This is a genomic window from Streptomyces sp. NPDC048278 (assembly GCF_040652195.1).
In the GTDB taxonomy this organism is placed as follows: Bacteria; Actinomycetota; Actinomycetes; order Streptomycetales; family Streptomycetaceae; genus Streptomyces.
Map to the genome: position 1 here is coordinate 537,421 of NZ_JBEZLP010000002.1, position 26,141 is coordinate 563,561.

Annotated in this window: 17 protein-coding genes, 1 tRNA gene and 1 riboswitch; of the genes, 10 read left to right on the top strand and 8 right to left on the bottom strand. The window is 73.3% G+C overall.

Translation table 11 applies throughout. From position 1 onward, the window contains the following. Positions 1 to 15 precede the first annotated feature (15 nt). The 5 genes from AB0D74_RS06060 (at position 16) to AB0D74_RS06080 (ending at position 5,287) form a co-directional block, all read left to right on the top strand. A complete protein-coding gene (locus AB0D74_RS06060) occupies positions 16 to 1,146 on the top strand; it encodes a dihydrofolate reductase family protein (protein ID WP_362580957.1) in 1,131 nt (376 codons plus the stop codon). Between the two features lie 109 nt (positions 1,147 to 1,255). Continuing rightward, a tRNA-Met gene (locus tag AB0D74_RS06065) sits at positions 1,256 to 1,329 on the top strand. Positions 1,330 to 1,555: 226 nt separating this feature from the next. Then, positions 1,556 to 2,650, top strand: a complete 1,095-nt coding sequence (locus tag AB0D74_RS06070; protein WP_362580959.1) for a PP2C family protein-serine/threonine phosphatase — start codon at positions 1,556 to 1,558, stop codon at positions 2,648 to 2,650. 250 nt (positions 2,651 to 2,900) lie between these two features. Continuing rightward, a riboswitch (cyclic di-AMP (ydaO/yuaA leader) is annotated at positions 2,901 to 3,061 on the top strand. Between the two features lie 7 nt (positions 3,062 to 3,068). Next, positions 3,069 to 4,106 carry a M23 family metallopeptidase gene (locus AB0D74_RS06075; RefSeq protein ID WP_362580961.1) on the top strand — a complete coding sequence of 346 codons (1,038 nt, stop codon included), beginning with the start codon at positions 3,069 to 3,071 and terminating at the stop codon, positions 4,104 to 4,106. Between the two features lie 236 nt (positions 4,107 to 4,342). Further along, entirely contained in the window at positions 4,343 to 5,287 is a 945-nt protein-coding gene (locus tag AB0D74_RS06080; protein ID WP_362580963.1) for an aldo/keto reductase, read from the top strand. 91 nt (positions 5,288 to 5,378) lie between these two features. Here the strand turns inward: AB0D74_RS06080 and AB0D74_RS06085 are convergent, their stop codons facing one another. From AB0D74_RS06085 to AB0D74_RS06100, 4 genes are all read right to left on the bottom strand, one after another. Beyond that, complete coding sequence (locus tag AB0D74_RS06085; RefSeq protein WP_362581024.1) at positions 5,379 to 6,620, bottom strand: PrsW family intramembrane metalloprotease; 1,242 nt, start codon at positions 6,618 to 6,620, stop codon at positions 5,379 to 5,381. 130 nt (positions 6,621 to 6,750) lie between these two features. After that, a complete protein-coding gene (gene trmB, locus AB0D74_RS06090) occupies positions 6,751 to 7,551 on the bottom strand; it encodes a tRNA (guanosine(46)-N7)-methyltransferase TrmB (RefSeq protein WP_362581026.1) in 801 nt (266 codons plus the stop codon). A 166-nt stretch (positions 7,552 to 7,717) separates the two neighbouring features. Continuing rightward, complete coding sequence (gene lhgO / locus AB0D74_RS06095; protein ID WP_362581028.1) at positions 7,718 to 8,938, bottom strand: L-2-hydroxyglutarate oxidase; 1,221 nt, start codon at positions 8,936 to 8,938, stop codon at positions 7,718 to 7,720. Between the two features lie 180 nt (positions 8,939 to 9,118). Further along, entirely contained in the window at positions 9,119 to 10,543 is a 1,425-nt protein-coding gene (locus AB0D74_RS06100) for an MFS transporter (protein ID WP_362580965.1), read from the bottom strand. A gap of 749 nt (positions 10,544 to 11,292) precedes the next feature. On the opposite strand from AB0D74_RS06100, the gene AB0D74_RS06105 reads away from it, so the two are divergent. Then, positions 11,293 to 13,371: an asparagine synthase-related protein gene (locus AB0D74_RS06105; RefSeq protein WP_362580967.1), complete on the top strand. Its 2,079-nt coding sequence runs from the start codon at positions 11,293 to 11,295 to the stop codon at positions 13,369 to 13,371. Positions 13,372 to 13,635: 264 nt separating this feature from the next. Then, positions 13,636 to 16,947, top strand: a complete 3,312-nt coding sequence (locus tag AB0D74_RS06110) for a BTAD domain-containing putative transcriptional regulator (RefSeq protein ID WP_362580969.1) — start codon at positions 13,636 to 13,638, stop codon at positions 16,945 to 16,947. Here AB0D74_RS06110 and AB0D74_RS06115 read toward each other — a convergent pair. Next, positions 16,934 to 18,799 carry a sigma-70 family RNA polymerase sigma factor gene (locus AB0D74_RS06115; protein WP_362580971.1) on the bottom strand — a complete coding sequence of 622 codons (1,866 nt, stop codon included), beginning with the start codon at positions 18,797 to 18,799 and terminating at the stop codon, positions 16,934 to 16,936. The genes AB0D74_RS06110 and AB0D74_RS06115 overlap by 14 nt on opposite strands. A gap of 206 nt (positions 18,800 to 19,005) precedes the next feature. Beyond that, complete coding sequence (locus AB0D74_RS06120) at positions 19,006 to 19,782, bottom strand: helix-turn-helix domain-containing protein (protein ID WP_362580973.1); 777 nt, start codon at positions 19,780 to 19,782, stop codon at positions 19,006 to 19,008. 403 nt (positions 19,783 to 20,185) lie between these two features. Between AB0D74_RS06120 and AB0D74_RS06125 the strand changes: the two genes are divergently transcribed. Both AB0D74_RS06125 and AB0D74_RS06130 read left to right on the top strand, forming a co-directional pair. Next, positions 20,186 to 21,565 (top strand): NAD(P)/FAD-dependent oxidoreductase, encoded by a 1,380-nt coding sequence (locus AB0D74_RS06125; protein WP_362580975.1) that lies wholly within the window; start codon positions 20,186 to 20,188, stop codon positions 21,563 to 21,565. A gap of 192 nt (positions 21,566 to 21,757) precedes the next feature. Further along, the gene (locus AB0D74_RS06130; RefSeq protein ID WP_362580977.1) at positions 21,758 to 23,401 is read left to right on the top strand and encodes a SpoIIE family protein phosphatase; all 1,644 of its coding nucleotides are present in this window, start codon (positions 21,758 to 21,760) and stop codon (positions 23,399 to 23,401) included. 243 nt (positions 23,402 to 23,644) lie between these two features. On the opposite strand, the gene AB0D74_RS06135 is transcribed toward AB0D74_RS06130, so the two are convergent. After that, positions 23,645 to 24,919, bottom strand: a complete 1,275-nt coding sequence (locus AB0D74_RS06135; protein ID WP_362581030.1) for an MFS transporter — start codon at positions 24,917 to 24,919, stop codon at positions 23,645 to 23,647. A gap of 141 nt (positions 24,920 to 25,060) precedes the next feature. Here AB0D74_RS06135 and AB0D74_RS06140 point away from each other — a divergent pair, with 141 nt between their 5' ends. Beyond that, the gene (locus tag AB0D74_RS06140; RefSeq protein ID WP_362580979.1) at positions 25,061 to 25,606 is read left to right on the top strand and encodes a MarR family transcriptional regulator; all 546 of its coding nucleotides are present in this window, start codon (positions 25,061 to 25,063) and stop codon (positions 25,604 to 25,606) included. A gap of 319 nt (positions 25,607 to 25,925) precedes the next feature. Here the strand turns inward: AB0D74_RS06140 and AB0D74_RS06145 are convergent. Next, positions 25,926 to 26,141 (bottom strand): hypothetical protein (locus AB0D74_RS06145; protein WP_352094450.1); only part of this gene is annotated, 216 nt, incomplete at its 5' end.

The window sequence follows — 26,141 nt, forward strand, 5'->3', positions numbered from 1 at the left end:
GAGTGAGCGCGTCCGATGCCGTACCCCCACGTCCTGCTGTCCGCCGCCGTGTCCCTCGACGGCTTCCTCGACGACACCGGCCCCGACCGGCTGCTGCTCTCCTCTCCCGCCGACTTCGACCGCGTCGACGAGGTACGGGCCTCCGTCGACGCCATCCTGATCGGCGCCGGCACCATCCGCGCGGACAACCCGCGGCTCCTGGTCAACTCCCCGGAGCGGCGCGCGGCCCGGACCGCGGCCGGCCGGCCCGAGTACCCCCTCAAGGTCACGGTGACCGCCACCGGCGACCTCGACCCGGACGCGAGGTTCTGGCACACCGGCGGCGAGAAGATCGTGTACACGACGGACGAGGGCGCGCAGCGGGCCCGCGCCCTCGGGATCGCCGCCGACGTCGTCTCCCTCGGCGCCGACCTCGACTGGCGGCTGCTCCTGGAACACCTGCACGACGTGCGGGGCGTACGGCGGCTGATGGTCGAGGGCGGCGGCACCGTCCACACCCAGCTCCTCCAGCAGGGTCTGGCCGACGAGCTCCAGCTGGTCCTGGCCCCCCTCTTCGTCGGCGACCCGAAGGCGCCGCGGCTGTTCGGTCCCGGCGGGTACCAGGGCGGGCGGCTGCGGCTCCTGGAGACCCGCCGGATCGAGGACGTCGTCCTCATGCGCTACGAGCCCACGGCACCCGGCACCGGCGGGTCGGCGTCCGCCGCGGACCGGCACTGGCTGCGGCTCGCCTGCGAACTGGCGGCCCAGTGCCCGCCCTCCCGGACCGCGTTCAGCGTGGGCGCGGTGGTCGTCGCGGCCGACGGCACGGAACTGGCCCGCGGCCACTCCCGGGAGGCCGGCGACCCCGTGGTCCACGCGGAGGAGGCGGCCCTGGCCAAGATCCCCGCGGACGACCCCCGGCTGGCCGCGGCCACGGTCTACACCAGCCTGGAACCCTGCACCCACCGCGCCTCCCGCCCGCACCCCTGCGCCGAACTGATCCTCCGGGCCGGGGTACGACGCGTGGTGACGGCATGGCGTGAGCCGGACACGTTCGTGACGGCGGCCGACGGGACGGGGGCGCTGCGGGAGGCCGGGGTGGCGGTGCTGGTGCTCGGGGAGTACGAGGGAGAGGCGAAGGCGCCCAACGGGCATCTGCTGACCTGAGCGGACCTGACCTGAGCGGACCTGATCTGACCTGAGCTGACCCGTGGCGTCCACCGGAAGTAACCCGTGTGACTTCACCTCTTCCGATGGCGTATGCTGGTTTCACCGACGCGGGGTGGAGCAGCTCGGTAGCTCGCTGGGCTCATAACCCAGAGGTCGCAGGTTCAAATCCTGTCCCCGCTACTGAAACCCAGGGCCGGAATCCGATTCGAGGATTCCGGCCCTGAGTCATATCCGGGTGCAGGTGCCTCTCCCCACCCGCCCGTACTCATCCGCCCGGCCCACACCAGTCGCTTCACCCGCCCACAGCCGCAAACCTGGACGGACAGGCATCGAACCCATCGAATACGTCAGGCATGTCGAGCGCGTCGAGCACGTCGGACACGTGGTGCATCAGGGGGGTCGTGTGGTGGGCCGTGGAGAGGCGGAGCGGCGCGGCCCGGTGTCCGCCCGCACCCTCGCCCGCATCCTGCCCGCGCTGCTGATCTGCACGGGTGTCTGCTACGACGTCCTCACCCCCGCGGCCTTCACCGCGGTCCCCTTCTTCACGGCCGCCCCGTTGATCGCCGCGCCGCTCGCCTCCCTGCGCACCACCCTCCTCACGGGTCTGGCCGCGCTGCTCGCCACGTACGCCGTGCACGCGCGGTCCTCTGTTGTCCCGGACGCCGACGCTGTCACCGAGATCGTCACGGTGGCGACCGTCGCCGTCCTCGCCGCCGGCATCAACCGGATCGTCCGGATCGGCGACCAGCGCCTCGCCTCCGCCCGCGAGGTCGCCGAGGCCGCCCAGCGCGCCGTGCTGCCCGAGCCCGCCGAGCGGATCGGCGGCTTCGAGATCGCCGCCCGCTACCAGGCGGCCCAGGAGGGCACCCTCATCGGCGGCGACCTGTATGCCGTCCAGGACACCCCGTACGGCGTGCGGCTGGTCGTCGGCGACGTGCGCGGCAAGGGGACCGGCGCGGTCGCCGCCGTCGCCGTGCTCATCGGCGCGTTCCGGGAGGCCGCCGAGCAGGAGGCCACGCTGGAGGCGGTCGCCGGACGGCTGGAGCGGGCGCTGGTGCGCGAGGGCGTGCGGCGCGGCGGGATCGTCGCCGACGAGGGGTTCGCCACCGCCGTACTCGCCGAACTCCCGCACGGCGACGGCACGCTCCGGCTCGTCAACCGCGGTCATCCGCCGCCCCTGCTGCTGCTCGGCGACGGCGAGGTGCGCCCGCTGCGGGCACCGGAGGCCGCGCTGCCGCTCGGGATGGGCGGGCTGGGCGCGTGGCCCGACCGGGCGGCCGAGTACGCGTTCCCGAGCGGGGCCACGCTGCTGCTGCACACCGACGGCCTCTCCGAGGCGCGGGACGCGCACGGCCGGTTCTACGACCCGGAGCGGCGGCTGGCCGGCCGTACCGTCACCGCCCCCGGCCCTCTGGTGGACCGGATCGCGGCCGAGGTGCGCCGGCACACCGGCGGCGGCTTGACGGACGACATGGCGCTGCTCGCCGTACGGCGGCCCTGAGCGGCGCGCGGTCACGGTGGGTGTCCGGACGACCGCCCTGCGCATAACAACTGAGTCACCATCAAAACCTGTGTGACTCCTGAGCTGAGCAGCGTGCACCGCCGACTCGACCGTTTTTGACCGGTCGTGGCAGGTAAGTCCATGCTTTGAAAGCTTAATGATCAAGACGAACTGCTTGGAATCTGGTAGCCGCGTCTATTAACGTTCGATAACGCAGCGCGGTCGTCCCAGCCGTCACCCGCGACGGCTCCGTGCGCACGCGCCGAATCCCGCAAGGGAACCGGGGAACCACCACCATGGGGTGAATCGCACGGCTACCGCCGGGTAGGAAACGGCCGGTATACGCGCGTAGGAGACCTTCCCGCTCCGAACCCGTCAGCTAACCCGGTAGGCAGCGGAAGGAAAGGAGTGCGCCCGCGTGGCGTCCAACCCGCCTGCTCCTACAGCCCCGTTCGTGCCCAGCCAGCGTCAGCCCGAGACCTTCGGCTACGGCGGCTACCGCACCGACGAGGGCCCGTTCGAGGAGTGGAACCCCACCGAGGAGTCCCTCTCCGCGGTACGCGGCCGGCACCGGGTCGCCAAGCAGAAGGGCGGCGGGCTCGCCCGCAGCTCCACGGTTCTCGGCGTCGGCGTGATCGCCGCCGTCGGTGCGGGCGGCATGGCCAGCGCCAACACCGGCAAGCCGCCGGTCTCCATCTCGCTGCCCGACCTGCCCTCCTCCGTCGACGCCCTGCTCGGCGAGGGCAGCGGCCACCAGGCCACCCAGACCGCGCTCAGCAGCGTCACCACGACGACCGCCACCGACGCGGACTCCTCGTCGTCCGACGCCGGCGAGGCGCTGCGCAGCCGGATCATCGCGCAGGCCGCGCAGCAGCAGAGCCAGCTCGACACCAAGGCCAGCGCCAAGGCCGTCGCCGCCGCCGACAAGGCGGTCGCGGACGCCGAGGCCAGGGCGGAGAAGGCCGCCGCGACCCAGGCCGCCGACGCCAAGCAGAAGGCCGAGGCCTCCGCGAAGGAGAAGGCCGAGCAGGCCCGCCTCGCCGAGCTGGCCAAGCAGTACACGCTGCCCGTCGTCTCGTACACGATCACCGGCACGTTCGGCCAGGCCGGCTCGATGTGGGCCTCCGGCTACCACACCGGCCTCGACTTCGCCGCGCCCACCGGCACGCTGATCAAGGCCGTGCACAGCGGCACGGTCACCGAGGCGGGCTGGGCCGGCTCCTACGGCTACCGCACGATCATCACCCTCGACGACGGCACCGAGCTGTGGTTCTGCCACCAGTCCTCGATCGGCGTCAAGGTCGGCCAGAAGGTCGCCACCGGCGACGTCATCGGCCGCGTCGGCGCCACCGGCAACGTGACGGGCCCGCACCTCCACCTGGAGGTCCACCCGAACGGGCAGGCCACCGCCATCGACCCGATGACCTGGCTGCGCGGCAAGGGCCTCAACCCCTGACCCGACCTGGCCCGACTGACCTGAGACCGATCTGATCTGAGACCGATCTGATCTGGGACCGACCGGATCTCAGACTGACCGGACGCGGATTCGGACCGCGCCCACCGGCCCCCGGCGGCCCTGACGGCAACCCCCCGGCGTCAGGGCCGCCGGTGTGCCGAGCCGTGGCTTCCGCTTTTACGAGACCTTCGTAAAACACGGGATGGGTCACCAGGCGGCCCGTGTTGAAGTGGAGCATGACTGCTCTTCGCAAACTCGGCTCTTCCGACCTCGAGGTCTTCCCGCTCGCCCTCGGCGGCAACGTCTTCGGCTGGACCGCCGACGAGGCCACCTCCTTCGCCGTCCTCGACGCGTACGCCGCCGCGGGCGGCAACTTCGTCGACACAGCCGACTCGTACACGGCGTGGATCGAGGGCAACAAGGGCGGCGAGTCCGAGACGATCATCGGCAAGTGGGTCAAGGCGCGCGGCAACCGCGACGACGTCGTCATCGCGACCAAGGTCAGCCAGCACCCCGAGTATCCCGGCCTGTCCGCCGCCAACATCAAGGCCGCCGCCGACGCCTCCCTGCGCCGTCTCGGCACCGACCACATCGACCTGTACTACACGCACTTCGACCAGCCCGAGGTCCCGGTCGAGGAGATCATCGGCGCGCTGGACGAGCTGGTGCGGGCGGGCAAGGTGCGGCACGTCGCCGCGTCCAACATCACGCCGGAGCGGCTCCAGGAGTCCCTGGACCTCTCCGACCGCGAGGGCCTCGCCCGGTACGTCGCCGTCCAGCCCCACTACAACCTGGTCTCCCGCGACACCTACGAGGGCCCGCTCCAGGACCTGGCCTCCCGCACCGGCCTCGCGGCCATCCCCTACTTCTCGCTGGCCGCCGGTTTCCTCACCGGCAAGTACCGCCCCGGTACGACCGTCGACAGCGCGCGAGCGGGCCGCGCCGCCCAGTACGCGGAGTCGGAGCGCGGCCAGAAGGTCCTTGCGGCCCTGGACGAGATCGCCGCGGCCCACGAGGCCCCGATCCCCACGGTCGCCCTTGCCTGGCTGGCGGCCCAGCCCACCATCACGGCCCCGATCGCCTCGGCCCGCACCCTCGACCAGCTCCCGCCCCTGCTGGGCGTGGCGGACCTGACACTGACGGACCGGGAACTGGCCCAGCTCACGACGGCCTCCGCCTGACGGCTGCCGCCTTTCGTTCTTTTCCGCCGCACCGGCGCCCGGCCTCCGCGGCGCATCTCGGCGGTGCCGAAATCCCCCGCAGCCCGAAGCGCTAACTCCGGTACGGGTTGTAGGCCGGATAGGCCGTGTAGGCCGGATACGGCACCGCCGACCCGTAAGGGGCGTGCCCCGGCGCGCCCGTCCGGGCCGCGTACTCCAGGGCCGGCCGCACCAGCTCCCGTCGGCTCCACAGCTCCGTCAGCAGCTCCCGCTCCCGCACCACGAAGTCGGCCCCGGCCCGCCCCCGCTGCCCCCGGCGCCGCAGCAGCGCCAGCGTCGTCGCGTACCCCTCGTACTCGGTGACCGCCCGCCCCGCCGCCTTCCCGAAGTGGTACGCGGCGTACTCCCGGGCCATCTGCCGCGCCCGCATCGACCCGAGCACGAACGGCTCGGCCGTCCCCAGCCACCCCGCGTAGACGTACGCCGGCAGCTCCTCCCGCACGGTCCGCAGCTCCCGCTGCCGGGTCCAGACGGCCAGCCAGGTCAGCAGCCCGAACGCCGGCACCATGAACATGCCGTACACGGCGAAGAACCCGTACTGCCCGAACGTGGACGACCCGTTCCAGAACGCGTGCATGCCCATCGCGAGCAGCAGCCCGGCGACCGGCACCAGCACGCGCCGCGCCCGCTGCCGTTCCCCGGAGAGCGCGGCGATGCCGAAGCCGATGCCGGTAAGGACGGTGAAGAGCGGGTGCGCGAACGGGGAGAGCACGATGCGCACGAAGAACGTCGCGGCGGTGACGGAGGCGATCCCGCTGTCCCCGGTCAGCTGGTCGGTCCCGAAGGCCGTGCCGAGGTAGAGGATGTTCTCGGTGAACGCGAACCCGGTGGCGGTGACCCCGGCTATCACCACCCCGTCGACGATCCCGGTGAAGTCCCGCCTGCGGAAGAGGAAGACGAGGAGGACGGCCGCCGCCTTCGCCGACTCCTCGACGACCGGCGCTATCAAGGTCGCCCCGAGCGTGTCCGCGCCGCTCGGGTCGGCGGTCGCCGTCGCTATCCATCGCGTCGCGAAGCTGTTGGCGACGATGGCTATCAGCGCGGCTGCGCAGGCGCCCCAGGCGAAGGCGAACAGCACGTTCCGCCAGGGTCCCGGCTGCACCCGGTCCAGCCACCGGAACGCGCCCACGAGCAGCGGCACGGGCAGTACGGCGAGCCCGAGCCCGACGAGGAAGCCCTCCGTCCCGGTCTGCTCCCGCACCAGCGCGAGGATCACCAGACCGGAGAGGGCGAGCAGTGTGCCCAGCGCCCCGTACCGCACCCAGCGCCGCTGCCACCAGCGCGGATGCCGCAGACCGGGTCCTGCGGGGCCCGGCGGCCCGGCGGGGTCCGGCGGGCGCGGCGGATACGCCGGTCGCGGTGGCTGCGTCGGGTACTGCGGGCACGGCGAGTACGGCGGCGGGGAGGTGGCCACGGCATCGACCCTAACGAGGTGACTCCGGACGGTGCTGCTCGCTCTGCGGCACCCGGTGCTGTACGCGACGGAAGAGCAGATCGTTCACCACATGTCCCTTGTCCAGCCCCTGGCCCTCGAAACGGGTCAGCGGCCGGTGCGCCGGACGTGGCGCGAAACCGCCGTCGGCCTGCGTGTTCTCGAACTCCGGGTGGGCGTCGAGCACTTCGAGCATCTGCTCGGCGTACGGTTCCCAGTCGGTCGCGCAGTGCACGACCGCCCCGGGCCGCAGCCGGGTCGCGGCGAGGTCGAGGAACTCGGGCTGGATCAGCCGCCGCTTGTGGTGCCGCTTCTTCGGCCAGGGGTCCGGGAAGTACACGCGCAGCCCGTCCAGCGAGTCCGGCGGGAGCATCTCCCGGAGCAGGATGATCGCGTCGCCGTTCCCGACCCGGACGTTGGACAGCCCCTGCTGGTCGGCGAGGTTGAGCAGGTTCCCCTGCCCGGGCGTGTGCACGTCCACGGCGAGGATGTCGGTGCCCGGGTCCTCGGCGGCCATCTGCGCGGTGGCCTCGCCCATCCCGAACCCGATCTCCAGCACCACCGGGTTGGCGTTGCCGAACAGCTCGCCGAGGTCGATGACCCGCTGCCCGTCGATGTCCAGGCCCCACTTGGGCCACAGCCGCTGCAGCGCGTCGGCCTGCCCGGCGGTGACCCGGCTCCGGCGCGGCTGGAAACTGCGGATCCGCCGCTCGAAGTGCGACCCGGCCGGATCGGCCCTGGGCCCGTCCGGGAACCGCGGCTCCCCCTTCGCCCGGGTGTGCCGGACGGACACCCCGGGGGCGTGGTCGGGGTGCGCACCGGGGACGTGCCCGGCGGGGCCGGTCCCGGTGAGGCCGGTTTCGGCGGGGCCGGTTTCGGTGGGCCGGGGGGCTTCGGAGGCGTTGCGGGAGTCAGACACAGTGCGTCGATTTTACGGCCCCCGCGGACGGCCGACGGGGTCACACCGAGCCCAGCGTCGCCAGCGCCCTGCGGGCCACCTCCCGCCCGATCGGCAGCGAGGCGGTCGCCGCGGGCGAGGGCGCGTTCAGCACATGGACCGCGCGCGGCCCCTCCTTGATCAGGAAGTCGTCGACGAGCGTCCCGTCCCGCAGCACGGCCTGCGCCCGCACCCCCGCGGCGGTCCGCACCAGGTCCCCCTCCTCCGCGGCGGGCAGCAGCCGCCGTACGGCCTTCGTGAACGCCTTCTTCGACACCGACCGGAGCAGCTCCCCGCCCCCGTACCGCCAGTGCCGCCTGGCCAGCGTCCAGGACCCCGGCCAGGCCAGCGTCCCGGCGATCTCCCGCGGCCGTACGACGTCCCACGCGTAGCCCTCCCGGGCCAGCGCCGGGACCGCGTTGGGCCCGATGTGGACGCCGCCGTCGATCCCGCGGGTGAGGTGCACCCCGAGGAACGGGAACGCCGGGTCCGGCACCGGGTACACCAGCCCCCGCACCAGCTCCGGCCGCGCCAGCTCGTAGTACTCCCCGCGGAACGGCACGATCCGCATCCCCGGCTCGTCCCCGGTCAGCCGCGCGACCTCGTCGCAGTACAGCCCGGCGCAGTTGACCAGCACGCGTGCGCGTACGACGTCCCCGCGCGAGGTGAGCACCGCCACGCCCCGCTCCGGGCGCCGGTCCACGCGGACCACCCGGGCGCCGTACCGGATCTCTGCCCCCGAGGCCTCCCCGAGCTGCCGGGCGACGCCCACGAAGTCGGCCACCCCGGTCGTCCCGACGTGTATGGCGGCGAGCCCGCGCACCTCCGGCTCGTACTCGCCGATCTGGGCGGCCCCGAGCTCGCGCACCGGTATGCCGTTCTCCCGGCCGCGCTGCACGAGCGCGTGCAGCCGGGGCAGCTCCGCCCGCTCGGTGGCGACGATCAGCTTGCCGGTGACGGCGTGCGCGATGCCGTACTCCGCGCAGAACTTGACCATCTCCGCGCCGCCCTTGACGGCGTACCGCGCCTTCAGCGACCCGGGCCGGTAGTAGACCCCGCTGTGGATGACCCCGCTGTTCCGCCCCGTCTGGTGCCTCGCAGGACCGGCCTCCTTCTCCAGCACGGTGACCCGGGTCCCGGGCGCGGCACGGGTGACCGCGTACGCGGTGGACAGCCCGACGATGCCACCCCCGACGACGAGCACGTCACAGTCGTAACCAGTCCCGGCCCGCACCTGCACCACCTCCCACCCTCGATAGTGCACTGCGCCACTGACATCCACTTCAAACGCACGGGCGGTGAAGCGCCCCGCAAGGGGCGCGGGGCCGTATTCGATATGCGGCTACCGCCGCGTGGGCGCGAGCAACCACGACGCACCCGCACCCGCCGACCGGACAGGACCCGGCAGACGAGCGGGCGCCCGTCACGCCGGCGCCATCAACAACGGCCTCGCCCGCTCCCGCAGCTCCACCACCCGCGGCTCGTCCCCGTACGGCTCCAGCCGGTGCAGCAGATCCTTCACGTACTCCGTGGTCCGCGCGGACGATATCCGCCCGGCCACCTCCACGGCCCGCACCCCCTGCTCGCAGGCCGCGTCGAGGTTCCCCGACTCCAGCTCCGCGACGGCGGACACGACCAGCCGCAGCCCGTGCGACCGCACGAATTCCTCGGTCGGCTTGGACAGCGCCTGCTCCGTGAAGCGCCGCACCTGCCGCGGCGCCTTCAGGTCCCGGTAGCACTCGGCCGCGTCCGCGGCGAACCGGTCGTAGCCGTAGAAACCGAGCCAGGAGGGATCGTTGTCCCCCTCCCGCGCCCGTTCCAGCCAGCCCTCCGCCGCCTTCAGCGCGGCCCCCGCGGCCTGCGCGTCACCGGCACGCGCGTGTGCCCGCGCCTCGACCAGCCGGAAGAAGCTCATGGTGCGCGCGGTCGCCAGCCCCCGGTTCCGCTCCACGGCGGCCTGCGCGAGGTCGACGCCCTCGTCGCCGAAGCCCCGGTACGTCGCCTGCAGGGACATCGATGCCAGGACGTACCCGCCGAGCGGGACGTCGGCCGCCGCGCGGGCGAGCCGCAGCGCCTGGATGTAGTACCGCTGCGCGGCCTCCTGCTGTCCGGTGTCGAAGGCCATCCACCCGGCCAGCCGCGTCAGTTCGGCACTCGCCCCGAACAGCGCCCGCCCGACTTCGTCGGAGTACGCGCCGAGCAGCAGCGGTGCCGCCTCGACTCGTAAGCACTCCGGCACCATCGACGAACGCCAGTCGCCGCCGCCGTACTTGGAGTCCCAGCGCCGGGCGTCCTCGGCGGCCTCCCGCAGCTTCTGCACGTCGCTGTGGCCGACTTTGAGCGCTGCGCCCGCGCCGTCCATGGCGTTCGCCTCGCGCGCGACCGAGCTGTCGGCGGGGGTTATCAGCCACCGCGAGGCGGGCGTTGCGTATGCGCTTACTGCGAACGAACCGGCCAGCGACTGCCAGATGCCGCCGGCACCGGCCCGGCGGCCGGCGAGGTCGAGCCGGTACAGCTCGGTCGCCGAGCGCACCGCCTGGCCGACGTCCCGGGGGAAGGCGAGGCCCACTTCGGGGGCGGGATCCGCGTCCGCCAGGCCGATCTCGTGGAGCGGCACCGGGCGGCCGAGCTTCTGGCCTATCGCGGCGGCGATGAGGTGTGGCGCGGCGCCCTGCGGCACCATGCCCTTCGACACCCAGCGCGCCACCGACGTCTTGTCGTAGCGAAGAGTCAACCCGCGTTGAGCGCCAAGATCGTTGACGCGTCGCGCGAGTCCTGCGTTGCTGATTCCCGCGAGGGCGAGAACGGCGCCGAGCTTTTCGTTCGGCCCGCGTTGCTCCCTGGACATGCGCCACCCCTCGACACAGACGGCTGCCGCGCTGGCATAACCACGCGGCATTCGTAAACCCAGCGTAGTTCGCCGCATCCCAAGCGTTAAGGGGCATTGTTCCGGATGGCGGGATTGTGGTCCGTACGCGAGTGCGGCCCATATACGCACCGTGCACGGCCTGTCGCGGCGTGCCCCCGCCGTGTGGCCGTGCGCCCGCCCGTGCGCTCTTCTCCGGCCAACGGGGGAGCGATTCCATGGCTAGTGCGTGGGTCGGCCCGCTGTACTGGATCCAGTGGGCTGGGGGACACCGCCACCTTCATCCCCGCGGGTGGCGGACCGGTCCGGGAGGCGATGCCCGCCTCCCGGACTGTGCGTGTCCGAGCACGCGCGCGTGTGCTGCGCAAAGCATGTACGGAGCGTGCGCAAGTCCGCGCCGCCGTCGCCGATTTGGCCGAAAATCGACCCCACCTTTTTCGGCGACCCAACGCTCCTACCACGGCAATTGAGGGCGTGAACGGCGTTTTTGGGGAGCGTACAGGGGGCGCATTCGCGTCGAGGTCGCCCGGTGCCGTACGGCGGCCGGCTCCCGCCGCCACTCTTCCACGGGCACGCGCGTGTGGCCCGTCCTGCGGCAACTCCACGGCAACCACGGGAAATCTTCCAGGGATCAAAGGCGGCCCCACCGTCCCTCCTGACCGCGTCCTTCATGGCAGCATGGGGACCCGGTTCGTACCGTGCATGGTTGTCCACAGCCTGTGGAGGCGTCGATGCGGTGGTTGGTGGGATGGAGCAGCACCATCTCCGGTGCCGCCACGATCGGCTCTGCCGGTGCCATGGGCTACGACGGCGAGACCGTCCACCCCGTCGGCTCCCAGCTGCTGTGGGGCGACCCCGACCCGCTCTGGGCGGTCGGCGACTGGCGCCCCGACGAGGTCCGCGTCATCAAGGCCGACGCGCAGAACCGCATCGCCGTCCTCGGCACCTGCGGCGCCACCGACGAGGAACTGCGCCTCGGCCTCTTCACGGCGCGCGGGGGCGCACTCCGCCATCTGACCGCCTGGCCCGGCAGCTACACCGCCGTCGTCCAGGTCGGCCGCCGGGTCACCGTCTGCGGCGACCTCGCGGGCGTCCGCCCGGTCTTCCACAGCGCCTGGGCAGGCGGTACGGCCTACGCCACGGCCGCGCTCCCGCTCGCCGACCTCATCGAGGCCAACCTCGACTACGGCCATCTGGCAGCCCTCCTGGCCGCCCCCGACGTGCCGGCCGCGCTGCACGACTCGACCCCGTACGAGGGCGTGCGGCGCATTCCGCCGGGGCATGCGCTGATCCTGCGCACCGGGGCGCGCGAGGTGGCCGGGTACGAGCAGGTCGCCTCGCTCGCGGTCGCGGCACCCTCCGCCGACCCGGACCGCGCGGTGGACGCCGTACGGGACGCGCTCGTAGAGGCGGTACGCGCGCGGCTGTCGGCGCCCCGGCACGTCCCGGACATCGACCCTGGTCCGGTGCCCGGAATGGGTCCCGCCGAACGGCGCGCGGCGCGCGGGATGCCGGTTCCGGGCATCGGCGCCGACCTCTCCGGCGGCCCGGCGTCGGGGACGCTGGCCCTGCTGGCCGCGGGCCTGCCCGGCATGCCCGGCACGGTCCTCGGCCACGGCACCGGCGCCGGCGAGCGGCTCCTCGCCGTCACCTTCAACGACCTGGCCGTCGGTGGCCGTGAGGCCGAAGTCCAGCGCGCGGGCACCCTCGCCGCCAACCCGCGCCTGCACCACGTGGTGGTCACCGGCGGCGAGGAGATGCTGCCCTACGCCGACCTGGACGGCCCCCTCACCGACGAACCGGGCCCGTCCCTGATCTCCGCGGCCCGGCACCGCGCCCGGCTCGCCGCGGGCAGCGCCGACCACTTCACCGGCTACGGCGCCCGCCAGGTCCTCGACGCCCACCCCGCGCGCCTCGCCGACCTGCTGATGGACCGCAAGCGCCGCCACCTCGTCCGCCCGGTCGCCGCGCTCGCCAAGGCCGACGGCTCCGTGATGGTCCCCGCGCGCGTGTACGGCGCGGCCCGCCGCCTGGCGCGTACGCCGTACCGCGCGGGCGTCGAGTCGCTCGCCGAGCGCCTGCTGCGGCGCCGGTTCGACGACCCCGGAGGCGCGGTGGGCGCGTCCCTCGCGGCACTCACCTGGGCGAGACCGGGCCCGGCGGCCCGCTGGCTGACCGGGGAGGCCCTCGCTGAAGTATCGGTTCTGCTCCAGGGGTCGGCGAACCGCTCCGGCGTCGGCCCCGGGCAACGCCCCGGAGACTACCGCGCGCGTGCCGTGCTGGCCCGGCACGCGGCCGACATCCGCGTCCTGGAACAGGCGGCCGAGATCCGCTCCCAGCGCCTCCACACGCCTTTCCTCGACAACCAGGTGGTCCGCGCCTGCCGCGAACTCCCCGAGGCACTGCGCGTCCAGCCGGGCGCCCGCGCGGCGATCCTCCGTACGGTCCTGGAGGGCGCAGGCGTCACCGACCTCCCGCCGGGCTGGGGCGCCCCCTCCCACGCGTCCTCGGCCGCCGCCACCCGCACGGGGCTGCGCGTGGCGGCCGACGACCTGATCTCCCTCTTCTCGACGCCGCTGCTGGCGCAGGCGGGGCTGGTGGAGGCGCGGGTGGTCCGCAAGGCGCTGCGCTCGGCCGCCGCGGGGGAGCCGCTGCCGCTGGACGGCCTGGCCGACCTGGTCTCCCTGGAGCTGTGGCTGCGCCGCCTCCTCTCCCGCCGAGGCACCTGCTGGACGGGAACACCGGCCCGCGCACGGGCGGTACCCGCGGGGATACGGCCGATGCGGGGTGCCCTGGCGTCGGGGGCGTGACCCTCCGGGGGTGCGGCCCCTGTGTTTCGGCTGCGGACCGGTGGGGGCTTGTCGCGCAGTTCCCCGCGCCCCTTGCGGGGCTTCTTGGCTGCGGGCAGGCGTGCCGCAGGGCGGCACGGGTGGGCGCAGGCGGCACCCGGCCAGCGCCGGTGAGCGTCCCCCCGGCACCCGGGCAGCGCCGGTGAGCGGCCGGCCCCCCGGCACCCACGCCGGGTGCCAGGGAAACCCTCGGCGTTGAAAGCCGCCCCCGGTGACAATGACCTCGTGCGGTACCGAATCCTGGGCGTGGCCCAAGCCAGCGACGACCAGGGCACGCCCATACCCGTCGGCGGCCCCCGCCTCCGCGCACTGCTCACCGTCCTCGCCCTCCACCCCACCCGCACCCTCACCCCCGAGACGCTCATCGAGGAGATCTGGGCGGCGGACGACGCCCCGCCCCAGGACGCCCCGGCCGCCCTCCAGGCCCTCGTCGGCCGGCTCCGCAGAGCCCTCGGCAGGGGCAGCATCACCTCCACCCCCGGCGGCTACCGCCTGGCGGCGGCCGAGGACGACGTCGACCTGCACGTCTTCGAGCGGCAGGTACACGAAGGCACCCGGGCCCTGGCCGACGGCGACCCGGCGACCGCCCACCGCCTCCTCACCGCGGCCCTCGACCTCTGGCGCGGCCCCGTGCTCGCCGACCTCCCCGACCGCGCGTCGGCCGCCGCCCGCCCGGAGGCGCTCCGGCTGGAAGCCACCCGCGCCCGCGCCGCCGCCGCGCTCCGCCTCGGCCGGGCCGCCGACGCCGTACCGGAGCTGACCGAACTCACCACGGCCCACCCGTACGACGAGCCGCTGCACGCCCTGCTCATCCGCGCCCTGCGCGACACCGGCCGCCCGGCGGACGCCCTCGCCGCGTACGGGACCGCCCGCCGCACCCTCGCCGAAGGCCTCGGCACCGACCCCGGCCCGGAACTCCAAGCCCTGCACGCGTCGTTGCTCACGCAGGAGACAACCCCGCTGCCGGGGCCCCCGCCCCGCACCGGCAACCTCCGTCCGCGGCTTACCTCTTTCGTGGGCCGGGAACCCGAGCTCGAAGCCGTTCGTTCCGAATTGCACAGGGCCCGTCTCGTCACCCTCACCGGACCGGGCGGCTCCGGAAAGACCCGTCTCGCCGAGGAGGCCGCCGCCGGACTCCCGCAGGCATGGCTCGTCGAGCTCGCCCCGCTCGACCGGCCCGAGGCGGTGCCAGGCGCGGTGGTCAGCGCGCTCGGTCTGCGCGAGACCGTGCTCATGACCAACGAGCTGGCGACGGTGCAGACCGACCCCACGGCCCTGCTCGTCGAGTACTGCGCCCCGCGCAGCCAACTCCTGATCCTTGACAACTGCGAACATGTCATCGAAGCGGCAGCCGCCCTCGCCGAGACCCTGCTCACCCACTGCCCGGGGCTCACGGTCCTCGCCACCAGCCGTGAACCCCTCGGCGTCCCGGGCGAGTCGGTGCGCCCGGTCGAACCCCTCGCCCCCGAGCAGGCACACCGCCTCTTCGAGGAGCGCGCCGCCGCCGTCCGCCCCGGGACGGGGGCGGGGACGGGCGCCGCGCCGGGCGACTCGGCGGCCGTCGACGAGATCTGCCGGCGCCTGGACGGACTGCCCCTCGCGATCGAGCTCGCGGCGGCCCGGCTGCGGCTGCTGACGCCCCGGCAGATCGCCGACCGGCTCGACGACCGCTTCCGCCTGCTCACCGCCGGCAGCCGCACGGTCCTGCCCCGTCAGCAGACCCTGCGCGCGGTCGTCGACTGGTCCTGGGACCTGCTCGACGAGCGGGAGCGGACGATGCTGCGCGAGGTGTCCGTCTTCGCCGGCGGCTGGGACCTCATGGCGGCGGAGGCCGTCTGCACCGGACCTGCCGCCGACGTCGTCGGCGCGCTCGTCGACAAGTCCCTGATCGTCGCCGCCCCGGACGGCGCGGACGGCACCGGCGGTATGCGCTACCGGATGCTGGAGACCATCCACGAGTACGCCGTCGAGCGCGCCGCCGAGGTCCCCGGGCTGCGCGCGGAAGCCGAGCGGCGGCACGGCGCATGGGTGTGCGCGCTCGTCGAGGAGGCGGAGCCGAGACTGCGCTCCGGGGAGCAGCTGCCCTGGATCCGCCGCCTGGAGACCGACCTCGACAACATCCGCGCCGCTCTCGACCGGGCGGTCCGCGCGGGCGACGAGGTGCGGGCGGGCAGGATCGTCCTCGCCGTCGGCTGGTTCTGGTGGCTGCGCAACTACCGCCAGGAGGCGACGGCCTCGGTGCGCGCGGTACTGCGACTGGGCGCCGCCCGGGACGCCCTGCCCGAGGACGCCGACCCGGACGAGCTGCGCGCGCTCGCCGACGCGGCGGACCCTGTGGAGGCGCTGCTGGCCGACCCCGACGCGCAGGCCGCGCACCCGCTGCACGAACTGCGCATGGACCTCAGGATGCTCGACCTGTTCCTGGTGTCCGAGTCCGGTCAGCCGGACCTGGCGGCGGACCGGCGGACCCCGCGGTACGTCGCGCTCGTCCGGGCCGCCTTCGAGCCCGGCGGTCCCCGGGCCGCCCGGATGCCGGGCATCATCTGGCCGCTCACCGCGTGGACCCTGGGCGGCCCCGCCGTGGACATCGCCCCGGACATGTCCGCCGTGGTCGCCAACTGCCGGGAGTACGGCGGTGACTGGGAGGTCGGCGTCACCCTGATGTACCGCACCCACATCATGGTCGACTCACCCGGCAACCTGCGGGGCGTCGACGAGGACCTGGCCGAGCTGCGCGCCCTCAGCCGGCGGGTCGGGGACCGCTGGATGGGGGCCCAGGTGTGCAGCGCGGCCGGCGAGGCGGACATGGCGCGAGGGCGGTTCGCGGCGGCGGAGGGCGAGTACCGGGAGGGGCTGCGGCTCGCCCACGAGGTCGGCGCGCACGCGGAGACGCCGTTCCTGCTCGCGCGGCTCGCCGAGATCGCCTTCCGCTCCGGCGACCGGGCGGGTGCCCGGACCACCCTCGACCGGGCCGGTGAGGCCGCGGACCGGTACGGGGTGGCGGAGTCGAAGGCGTACGTGGCGGTGCTGCGGGCGATCCTGGCCCACTACGACGGGGACCAGGCCCGGGCGCGCGAGCACTACGAGACCGCCAGCGCCATGACGTCGGCCGGCTCCGCGCCCCCGCAGTTCATGGCCGCGATCCACGCCGTCGACGCCATGCTCACCGCGTTGGAACAGGGCCCCGCACAGGCCCTGCCGGTCGTGGCCGAAGGGCTGCGCGAGGCGGTCGAGCACCGGTGCGCCGAGGTGATCACGGCGGCGCTGGTCGACGTCGGCGCCGACCTGCTGGCCCGGCTCGGTGATCTGGCCGGTGCGGTACGGCTGTACGCCGCCGCCGACCACTGGCGCGCCGGGAGCAGCCGCCCCGAGCCGGAGCGCAGCCGCGCCGAGGAGGTCGACGCCGCCGCCCGGGCGACGCTGACCCCGCGGCGCTACGCGGCCGAGCGCTCGCGCGGCGCCTCCCTCACCGAGGAGGACGCCCTGCGCGAGCTGTGCGGAACTCCGACGGCTCCGACGGCCGCTACCGGCACGTGAACTTCGACTCGGCCCAGTCGGCGAGCGCCACCGAGTCGAAGGCGCTCCGCGGTTCGACGACCAGGCGGACGGTCCTGCGCCCGGTGAGGTCCACATGGACGGGCACGGCGTCCTGTCCGCCCCCGACGACCCCGGACCGCCACAGCGGCACCCCGTCCGCGTAGACGGCGAAGGTGACCTCGCCGAGGCCGAGGGTCATGTCGTCGACGCCGGCCAGCGCGTCGTAGGCGGTGCACTGCCGGTTGAGGTCGATGGTGACGGAGGACCGGCCGTGCACGGTGACGCCGTGCGCGTACTCCTTGTCGGCGACCGTCACGCCGTACCGCTGCCACACCCAGCTGCTGTCGCGGAGCCGCATCTCGGGCTGGGTGCCGTCGCCAGTGACGTCGAAGCGCAGCTCGCTCCACTGGTAGACGACCGGGGCGGGCGGCGGGGTGGGCGTCGGTGTGGGGGTGGGGGTCGGTTTCGGCGGGGTGGGCGTGGGGGTCGGGGTGGGGGACGCCTTCGGGCTGGGAGCGGGCCGCGGGCTCGGGGTCGGCGTCGGAGAGGGGGTCGGGGCCGGCTCGGGGGCGAGGACGACCGGCACGGGCGCCGGTTTCCTCTTCGTCGGAGTGGGCGTCGGTGCCTCGGGCTGCGCGGCCGGCGCGGACGGGCTGGGTTTCAGGGCCTCCTTGACCGGGTGGCTGTCGTTCGTCAGGGCGAGGGCCACCACGGCGATCGCCGCGGCCACCACTCCGGCGGCGATACCGGCCTTCACCGGCCCCGCGAGCCCCTCCGAGGCCGCGGCGCCCCCGGCCCCGCCGCCCGCCCCGCCGGACGAGCCGCTCGCCGCGGCGGCTGCACCCGCGGCCCCCACCCCGGCGCCTCCGGCGACGATCCCGAGCGCCTTGGCGTACCCGGCGGCCCCGAACCAGCCGATGACCGCGACCGGTACGACGGCCGGGATACCGCTCGCGACCTCCTCGATCTGGGCGGCGGCCAGCCGGCACCTGGCGCACTCCTCCAGGTGCTTGCGCAGCCCCCGCTCGGCGCGGACCCGCAGCTTGCGGCGGGCGTAGCCGCCGAGCTGGTCGGCGTAGCGGGCGCACTCCTCGTCGTCGACGAGGGCGGCGCTCACATGGGCCTGGAGGTAGGCCTGCTTGAGGCCCTCACGGGCCCGGCTGGCGAGGACCCGGGTGCCGTTGGCGTCCAGCCCGAAGAGGACGGCCACCTCGCTCGGCGACTCGTCCTCGACCTCGGTGTGCCACAGCACGGCCTGCCAGCGCTCCGGCAGCGAACGGAAGGCCTGCATCGCCATCGACTGCTCGGCCTCGTGCATCGCGCGCACATCGGCGCCGAGGTCCAGAGTGTCGTCGTCCGACACCTCGGAGCCGCGCCCGGCATGCGCCGCGAACAGCGCGAAGTCGTCGACGAGTTGCTCGCGCCGGGCCGACTTGATCCACTGCGCGGCGACCCGGCGTACGGAGGTGAGCAGGTAGGCGCGCACGGCGTACTCGGGCCCGGACCCGCCGCGCACCGCCTGCAGCATGCGGGCGAACACCTCGGCGGTGAGGTCGTCGGCGGTGTGCCCGTCCCGGCAGCAGGTGCGCGCATAGCGCCGCACCGCGTCCGCGTGCCGCCGGTACAGCGCCTCGTACGCCGAGTCGTCGCCGGCCCGCATCCGCTCGATCAACTGGCTGTCGGGATGCGGCAGTTCCCGGGGCGGCGGCAGGACGCTCCCGTGGCGCTGTGCCGGAACGTTCCCCTCCGGCGGTTCCGCGTCCGGCGGCACGGCGGCCCGCCCGCCCTGGCTCGGCACCTGCGGCGAGGTCGTCCCCTCACCGAGGGACTCGTCCCACCCGTCAACGCTCATCGCGGAGGCCCCCGATGCCTGCCCGAACCGACCGATTCACCGGCTCAGACTGCCACACCGCCTTTTACCGAGGCCCCCGAGCGACGAAACGGTCACCCGGAAGAGGAAACCCCCCGGACTGCAGCCCCGCGCCGCGTAAGGGGCGCGGGGAACTGCGCGACCAGCCACAGTCGACCCGCACCCGCCCACGGCCTTCGCGAGCATGCTCACTGCCGGGACCGCAACCCCTCCAGCAAGATGTCCAGCAACCGCGCCGAAGCCGCCGCCTGCTGCGCAGCATCCGGCAGGGACGGCGCCGCCGTCGCGATCACCAGCAGCACGTCGGAGACGGAGACGTCCGGCCGCAACTCACCGGCCGCCCGCGCCCGTTCCACCAGGCGCCCCACGACGTCGAGCAGCGCGGTCGCCCCCGCGTCGTCGTCGGCGCCGGCCACCGGCTCCCGCTCCTCCGAGACCAGCCGCAGCTCCCCGGCCGCCGGCTGCGTCCGCTGCTGCGGCACCCGGGCCTCCTCGGCCCCGGAACCGGCCTCGCCGCCGATCTCGTCCGGCACCCCGACCCGCAGCACCTGCGGCGGCAGCAACCGCCCCGCCCCCGACGCCACCGACGTCCGCAGGAAGCGCGACAGCGCCGACCACGGTTCGTCCTCCTGCCCGAGCGCGGCCCGGGCCTGGTCGGTCAGCCGCGAGGTCTCCTCCTCGGCTATCCGCCGTACCAGCACGTCCTTGCTCGGGAAGCGCCGGTAGACCGTGCCGACCCCGACCCGCGCCCGCCGCGCCACGTCCTCCATCGGCGCGCCGTACCCCAGCTCGCCGAAGACCTCGCGTGCCGCACGCAGCACGTGCTCCAGATTGCGCTGTGCGTCCACCCGCAACGGCGTCGTACGCGGCCCGTCACCGCGTCCGTTGCCCGCCGCCGCGCTCACCGTTCCGCCACCGGCCGCAAGAGCGGAAGCCGATGACCAATGCGTGTCCTGAATATGCATCTGTGTTCCCCCGGTTAACGACGTCTCCCCCCGGAGACTCTCCCCGTCACTGAAAGCCGGAGCGAGCGGAACTGCGGCCGACCCATGACCGATCCATGGACCGCGGGCCGGGCGGACCGCCCGTCGCGACCCGTTCGACCACATCCTCTGCACCCCGTCGACACACGAACATAGTTGAGAGGCTGTCAATTCAGAAGGGGGACGTTCCGCACGGTGCGCCCCCCGATCGGAGTACGGGTCGTATACCTCCCGATTCGGTGCCTTCGCGCCCCCCTGCCCGCCCCCGCTGACCTGGTCCCTTTCGTCCGCCCCGGGGCGTGCGCCCGATGCTCCGGAAAGCTGTCCGCCGGTCACACAAGTTGCCGGGGCTGTGGACAAACAACAGTCACGGGTGCGTCATGGGATGGTGAAGGAACGTGCGCGCATTCTCGTTGTCGGCGGCGGCTACGTCGGGATGTACACGGCCCTGCGGCTGCAGCGGAGGCTGAAGCGGGAGCTCAGGCAGGGTGAGGTCGACATCACCGTCGTCACCCCCGACCCCTATATGACGTACCAGCCGTTCCTTCCCGAAGCGGCCGCGGGTTCGATTTCCCCTCGTCATGTCGTCGTACCCCTGCGGCGCGTTCTGGACCGGTGCCATGTCGTCATCGGCGAGGTGACGGCCGTCGACCACGCCAAGCGCACCGCCGAAGTAGCCACCCTCGCCACCGCCGAGGAGCGAAAAGGCGCCACTTTCCTGGAGTACGACGAACTGGTCCTCGCCCCCGGCTCGATCGCGCGCACGCTGCCCGTCCCCGGTCTCGCCGAGCACGGCATCGGCTTCAAGACCGTCGAGGAGGCCATCGGCCTGCGCAACCACGTCATCGAGCAGATGGACATCGCCTCCTCCACCCGCGACCCCGCGATCCGCGACGCGGCCCTCACCTTCGTCTTCGTCGGCGGCGGCTACGCGGGCGTGGAAGCCCTCGGCGAACTGGAGGACATGGCCCGCTACGCCACGCGGTACTACCACAACGTCCAGCCCGAGGACATGAAATGGATCCTCGTCGAGGCCACCGACCGGATCCTCCCCGAGGTCGGCCCCGAGCTGGGCCGCTACACCGTCACCGAACTGCGCCGCCGCAACATCCAGGTGCTGCTGGAAACCCGCCTGGAGTCCTGCGCCGACCGCGTCGCCGTCCTCAGCGACGGCCAGCGCTTCCCGACCCGCACCCTCGTCTGGACGGCCGGCGTCAAACCCCACCCCGTGCTCGCCGCCACCGACCTTCCCCTCACCCCGCGCGGGCGGCTGAAATGCACCCCCCAGCTGACCGTAGACGGCGTCGACCACGCATGGGCCGCGGGCGACGCCGCCGCCGTCCCCGACGTCACCGCCACCGAACCCGGCACCGAGACCGCCCCCAACGCCCAGCACGCGGTCCGCCAGGCCAGGGTCCTCGGCGACAACATCGTCCACGCACTGCGCGGCGAACCCCTCGACACGTACGCCCACACCTACGTCGGCTCGGTCGCCTCCCTCGGTTTCCACAAGGGCGTCGCCCAGGTCTACGGGCGCAGGCTGAAGGGCTACCCTGCCTGGTTCATGCACCGCGTCTACCACCTGAGCAGAGTGCCGACCGTCAACCGAAAGGCCCGCGTCCTCGCCGAATGGACCCTCTCCGGGCTCTTCAAACGGGAGATCGTCTCGCTCGGATCACTCGAACATCCCCGAGCGGAGTTCGAACTCGCGGCCGGTGGAAAGCCTCCTCACAGTCCCTCCGACGACTCGAACGGGTCGTCCTGACGGAACTCAGGAACTCCACGGACCGCCCCGGCGTCTGACGGATGTCGTCGCCGACGGCCACCCTGCCAGACTGCCCCCCGACCGAGCACAAGGCTTCCGCCCACCTTCTCCCCAGAACTGCACCGGGGGACTTCCCCCGGCCCCCGGCCGCTCCCCGAGCCGGCCGGAGACGACGACACGAGGCAAGGTTTCGTGAACTTCACGCGCTGGAGCGCCCGGCTCCCCGGAACGCAGCGCCGCGCCGCAGCGCGGACCGAGCACGCGGTCTCCCCGGACCGGCGGGGGGACTCCGTACCCGCGGCCCGCGCCGAACAACTGACCGACGACTCGCCCTGCGTACCCGCGGTCGACGAGCTGCCCGCCCGCGGCGTCCTCGACCACGTCCCGGCCCTGGTCGCCCTCGTCCACGGCCCCGACCACCACATCGCGTACGTCAACGGCGCCTATACGACGGCCTTCGGCGCACGCCCCCCGGGCGCCCCCGCCCGCGAGGCCCTGCCCGAACTCGCCGAACTCGGCCTCCTCCCCCTGCTCGACCAGGTCCTGCGCAGCGGCAAGCCCCGCACGCTCAAGTCCCGCAAGGCGCTCGACGGCCGCACCTACACGTTCACCTGCACCCCGGTCGCCGAGAACGGCGACCGCGACGGCGGCGTCCTCCTCTTCGCCACCGACGTCACCGACCACGCCGAGGCCGCGGAGCGGCTGCGCGCCAGCGAACGCCGGCAACGCGAGACCGCGGTGACCCTCCAGCGCAGCCTGCTCCCCCAGGAACTCGAACAGCCGGACGACCTGCGCATCGCCGCCACCTACCAGCCCGGCGGCACCGAGGCCGCGGTCGGCGGCGACTGGTACGACGTCATCACCCTCGGCGGCGGGCGCACCGCCCTCGTCATCGGCGACGTGATGGGCCGCGGCGTCCGCGCGGCGGCCGTCATGGGCCAGCTCCGCACGGCGGTCCGCGCCTACGCCCGCCTCGACCTCCCCCCGCACGAGGTCCTCCAGCTCCTCGACGGCCTCGCCACCGAGATCGACCCCAACCAGATCGCCACCTGCGTCTACGCCGTCCACGACCCCAACGAGGGCCGCCTGGTGTACGCCTCCGCCGGGCACCTTCCGATCCTGGTCCGCGACGAGAACGGCAGCGTGCTGCGCACCGAGGAACCGACCGGACCGCCGCTCGGCACCGGCGGCTGGGTCCACGCCTCCGCCTCGGTGCCGCTGAGCCCCGGCTCGACGGCCGTCCTCTACACGGACGGCCTGGTCGAACGCCGGGACGAGGACCTGGACCAGGGCATCGCGGCCCTGGAACACGCACTGGCCGGCGCCACCGGCACCCCCCAGGTCATCTGCGACCGCCTGGTCCGCTCGGCCGGCGTCACGGCCGACCACTACGACGACGTCGCCGTCCTCGTCCTCCAGCATCCGGCCCGTACGGGCCCCGACAGCGAGCTGTTCCGCAACGCCGCGCTGGAACTCCTCGGCGGCATCGAGGCGGCGCCGCGCGCCCGTGCGTTCGCCTCCGGCGTGCTGACCAGCTGGCGCTTCCCGGCCGACCTCCACGACCTGGGCGTCCTCGCCACCAGCGAGCTGGTCGCCAACTCCCTCCAGCACGGCACCCCGCCCATGCGGCTGCGGCTCCGCCGCACCGACCGCCGACTGATCATCGAGGTCACGGACGGCGACGACCACCTGCCGCGCCGCAGACGCGCGGAACCCGGCGACGAGTCGGGCAGGGGCATCGCCATCGTGGCCACGATCGCGTCCGGATGGGGGTCCCGCCGGACCCCCGGGGGCGGCAAGGCCGTGTGGTGCGAGTTCGTACTGCCGAAGGGGTAGGGAGCGCGCGGCCGTCGGGCGGGCGCGGGTGAGCGGGGGGTGCTCGCGCAGTTCCCCGCGCCCCTAAAAGACATCAGCCGCGGGCAGCCGGTCCACCGCGGCCCGGTGGGGGCTGGCCGCGCAGTTCCCCGCGCCCCTTGCGGGGCACCTTAGCTGCGGGCAGGCGTGCCGCAGGGCGGCACGGGTGGGCGCGGGCGGCACCCGGCCAGCGCCGGTGAGCGGCACCCCCGCCCTCCAGCCCCACTATGCGGACACGGACTCCGAAGCAGCCCCACCCCGCGCCACGACCCTGCTCCTTGCAGCGAGCCAAGGCCGGTCCTGTACCTCCGTGAGCCGCTTTCCGAGGCGTACTGCCAGCACGCTGATCCCCAGCGAGAACAGCAGGAACGTCACGACGTACGGTGCGGGCAGCGACGCCCCCAGCGGTCCGCCCACCGCCGGCCCCACGGCCAACGCCAGCTGCTTGACCAGCGCGAACGCCGAGTTGTACTGCCCGGCCATCCCCTCCGGCGCCAGGTCGGCCACCAGCGGAGCCACCGTCGGCGACAGCATCGCCTCACCCAGCCCGAACAGCGCGTACGTCGAGACGAACGCGGCCGTCGCCATCTCCTGGCTGCCGTGTCCCAGCCCGGCGTACCCGGCCGCGACCCACGCGACGGCCCAGATCAGCCCGACCCCGGCGATCACCCGCGACCGCCGCCTGCGCTCGACGAACCGGAGCACGGCGAACTGCGCGACGACGATCATCAGCGTGTTCGCGGCCAGCGCGGTGCCCAGCGCGGACGTGGATATCCCCGCCGCCTCCACGCCGTACGCGCTCAGCCCGGACTCGAACTGCCCGTAGCAGGCGAAGAACAGCACGAAGCCGAGCACGGACAGCTGCACCATCGCCCGGTTCCCGAGCAGCTGCTTCCAGCTGCCCTTCGCCGACGCCGCGGCCGGCGCGTCCGCGATCCGCGGCGAGTGCGGCAGCCGCACCGTCGCCATCACGGCGACCAGCAGCAGGAACATCGCCGCCTCGATCGCGAAGAGCAGGGTGAAGGAGGAGACCCGGGTCGTGTCGACGAGGTGGCCGCCTATGAGGCCGCCGACGCCCAGCCCCAGGTTCTGCAGGAAGAACTGGGTCGCGAAGGCCCGGGACCGGGTCTCCGCCGTCGAGCAGTCCACGATCATCGTCGCCAGCGCGGGCTGCATCACGGCCTGTCCGGCCCCCAGCAGCGCCGCCGCGGCCAGCACGGCCGGACCGCTCCCCGCCAGCCCCAGGCTCAGCGCACCGACGGCGGCCGTCACCAGGGCGGTGAGAAGGACCGGCAGTGGGCCACGCCGCACGATCGCCCGGCCGGCGAACGGCAGCACGATCAACGCGGCCACGGCAAAGACGGCGAGCACGACACCCGCCGTCATGGCACCCAGCCCCCGCACCTGCGCCACATAGACGTACAGGTAGGGGACGGTGAAGCCGAGCCCGAACGCGCTGAGTGCGTTGCCCACGTGGATCCGGCGCATCGCTGCGCCCATCGCCCTGGTCACGTTCACCTCTCTCAGGTCGTCAAGTCGACGGACTGCTGAAGTCTGAAGACTTTGAAGCTAAAGTTCGAAGCTAAAGACTACATCGCGAAGGACTTCAACGCCAAGCGTGTCCGTGCGATACTTCGGACCATGGCCGACACCACCGGCGGCGAGCCGACGCTCGACGAGCAGATCGCCGCCTACCAGCGCGAGTTCCAGGACCTCGACCCCCAGGTCGAGAAGATCGTCTCGGCGCTGTCCCGGCTCAACCGCCGTATGAACGTCGCCTACGGCCGCCAGACCGGCGCCCTCGGGATCAGCAACGCGGAGTGGGAGGTCCTCAAGGCCCTCGTCCTCTCCGGGGGGCCCTACCGCATGGGCCCCAGCGAACTGGCCAAGCGCCTCGGCCTCACCCCCGCCGCGATGACCCACCGCATCGACCGGATGGTCGCCGAGGGGCTCGTCACCCGGGAGAGGGACGAATGCAACCGCGTCCGGGTGATCGTCGAGCTGACCCCCGAAGGGCGCGAGAAGTGGCTGGAGGCCATGCGTCTCGCCTCCGTCTTCGAGGAGGATCTGCTCCAGGACCTTTCCCCGGCGGAGCGCGCGGTGCTGGGCGAGGTCCTCACCCGGCTGCTCCGCCGTGTCGAGCACGCCCAGCCCGACGCCGGCGGCCGGCTCACCGACCTGGACTGATGCCCGGGCGCGCGGGCCGCGGAAAAAATCTTGACAGGGAGGGTTGACACCCACCTGCCCGCCCCGTAATGTTCTTCGAGTTGCCACGGGGCCGTAACGGTTCTGCGACAGCAACTCCGCCGCATGAGCGGCACCCAAACCACCAGCACGATCTCCCGACCGGGTTGATTTCGGCGTGCCCGAATTCAATTCGATTTCGGAGCTCAATGGTGTCCGGTCGGACCGAGAGGCCCGATTGGGAATCGCGGAGCGGATCCGCTAGTGTTTGGGACGTCGGAACGGCCCAACGGCCGCGAGGACAACACCCGCTGACTGGGAATCAGACGCCGAAAGGATCTGATAGAGTCGGAACCGCCGGAAAGGGAAACGCGAGAGCGGAAACCTGGAAAGCACCGAGGAAATCGGGTCGAGAAAAGATCTGATAGAGTCGGAAACGCAAGACCGAAGGGAAGCCCGGAGGAAAGCCCGAGAGGGTGAGTACAAAGGAAGCGACCGTTCCTTGAGAACTCAACAGCGTGCCAAAAGTCAACGCCAG

Excerpts from the sequence above, each read along its gene's own strand:
- AB0D74_RS06100 (WP_362580965.1), bottom strand. The coding sequence starts at position 10,543 with ATGTCCAGGGAGCAACGCGGGCCGAACGAAAAGCTCGGCGCCGTTCTC.
- AB0D74_RS06115 (WP_362580971.1), bottom strand. The coding sequence starts at position 18,799 with ATGAGCGTTGACGGGTGGGACGAGTCCCTCGGTGAGGGGACGACCTCG.
- AB0D74_RS06125 (WP_362580975.1), top strand. The coding sequence starts at position 20,186 with ATGGTGAAGGAACGTGCGCGCATTCTCGTTGTCGGCGGCGGCTACGTC.
- AB0D74_RS06120 (WP_362580973.1), bottom strand. The coding sequence starts at position 19,782 with ATGCATATTCAGGACACGCATTGGTCATCGGCTTCCGCTCTTGCGGCC.
- AB0D74_RS06060 (WP_362580957.1), top strand. The coding sequence starts at position 16 with ATGCCGTACCCCCACGTCCTGCTGTCCGCCGCCGTGTCCCTCGACGGC.
- AB0D74_RS06080 (WP_362580963.1), top strand. The coding sequence starts at position 4,343 with ATGACTGCTCTTCGCAAACTCGGCTCTTCCGACCTCGAGGTCTTCCCG.
- AB0D74_RS06135 (WP_362581030.1), bottom strand. The coding sequence starts at position 24,919 with ATGGGCGCAGCGATGCGCCGGATCCACGTGGGCAACGCACTCAGCGCG.
- AB0D74_RS06140 (WP_362580979.1), top strand. The coding sequence starts at position 25,061 with ATGGCCGACACCACCGGCGGCGAGCCGACGCTCGACGAGCAGATCGCC.
- AB0D74_RS06105 (WP_362580967.1), top strand. The coding sequence starts at position 11,293 with ATGCGGTGGTTGGTGGGATGGAGCAGCACCATCTCCGGTGCCGCCACG.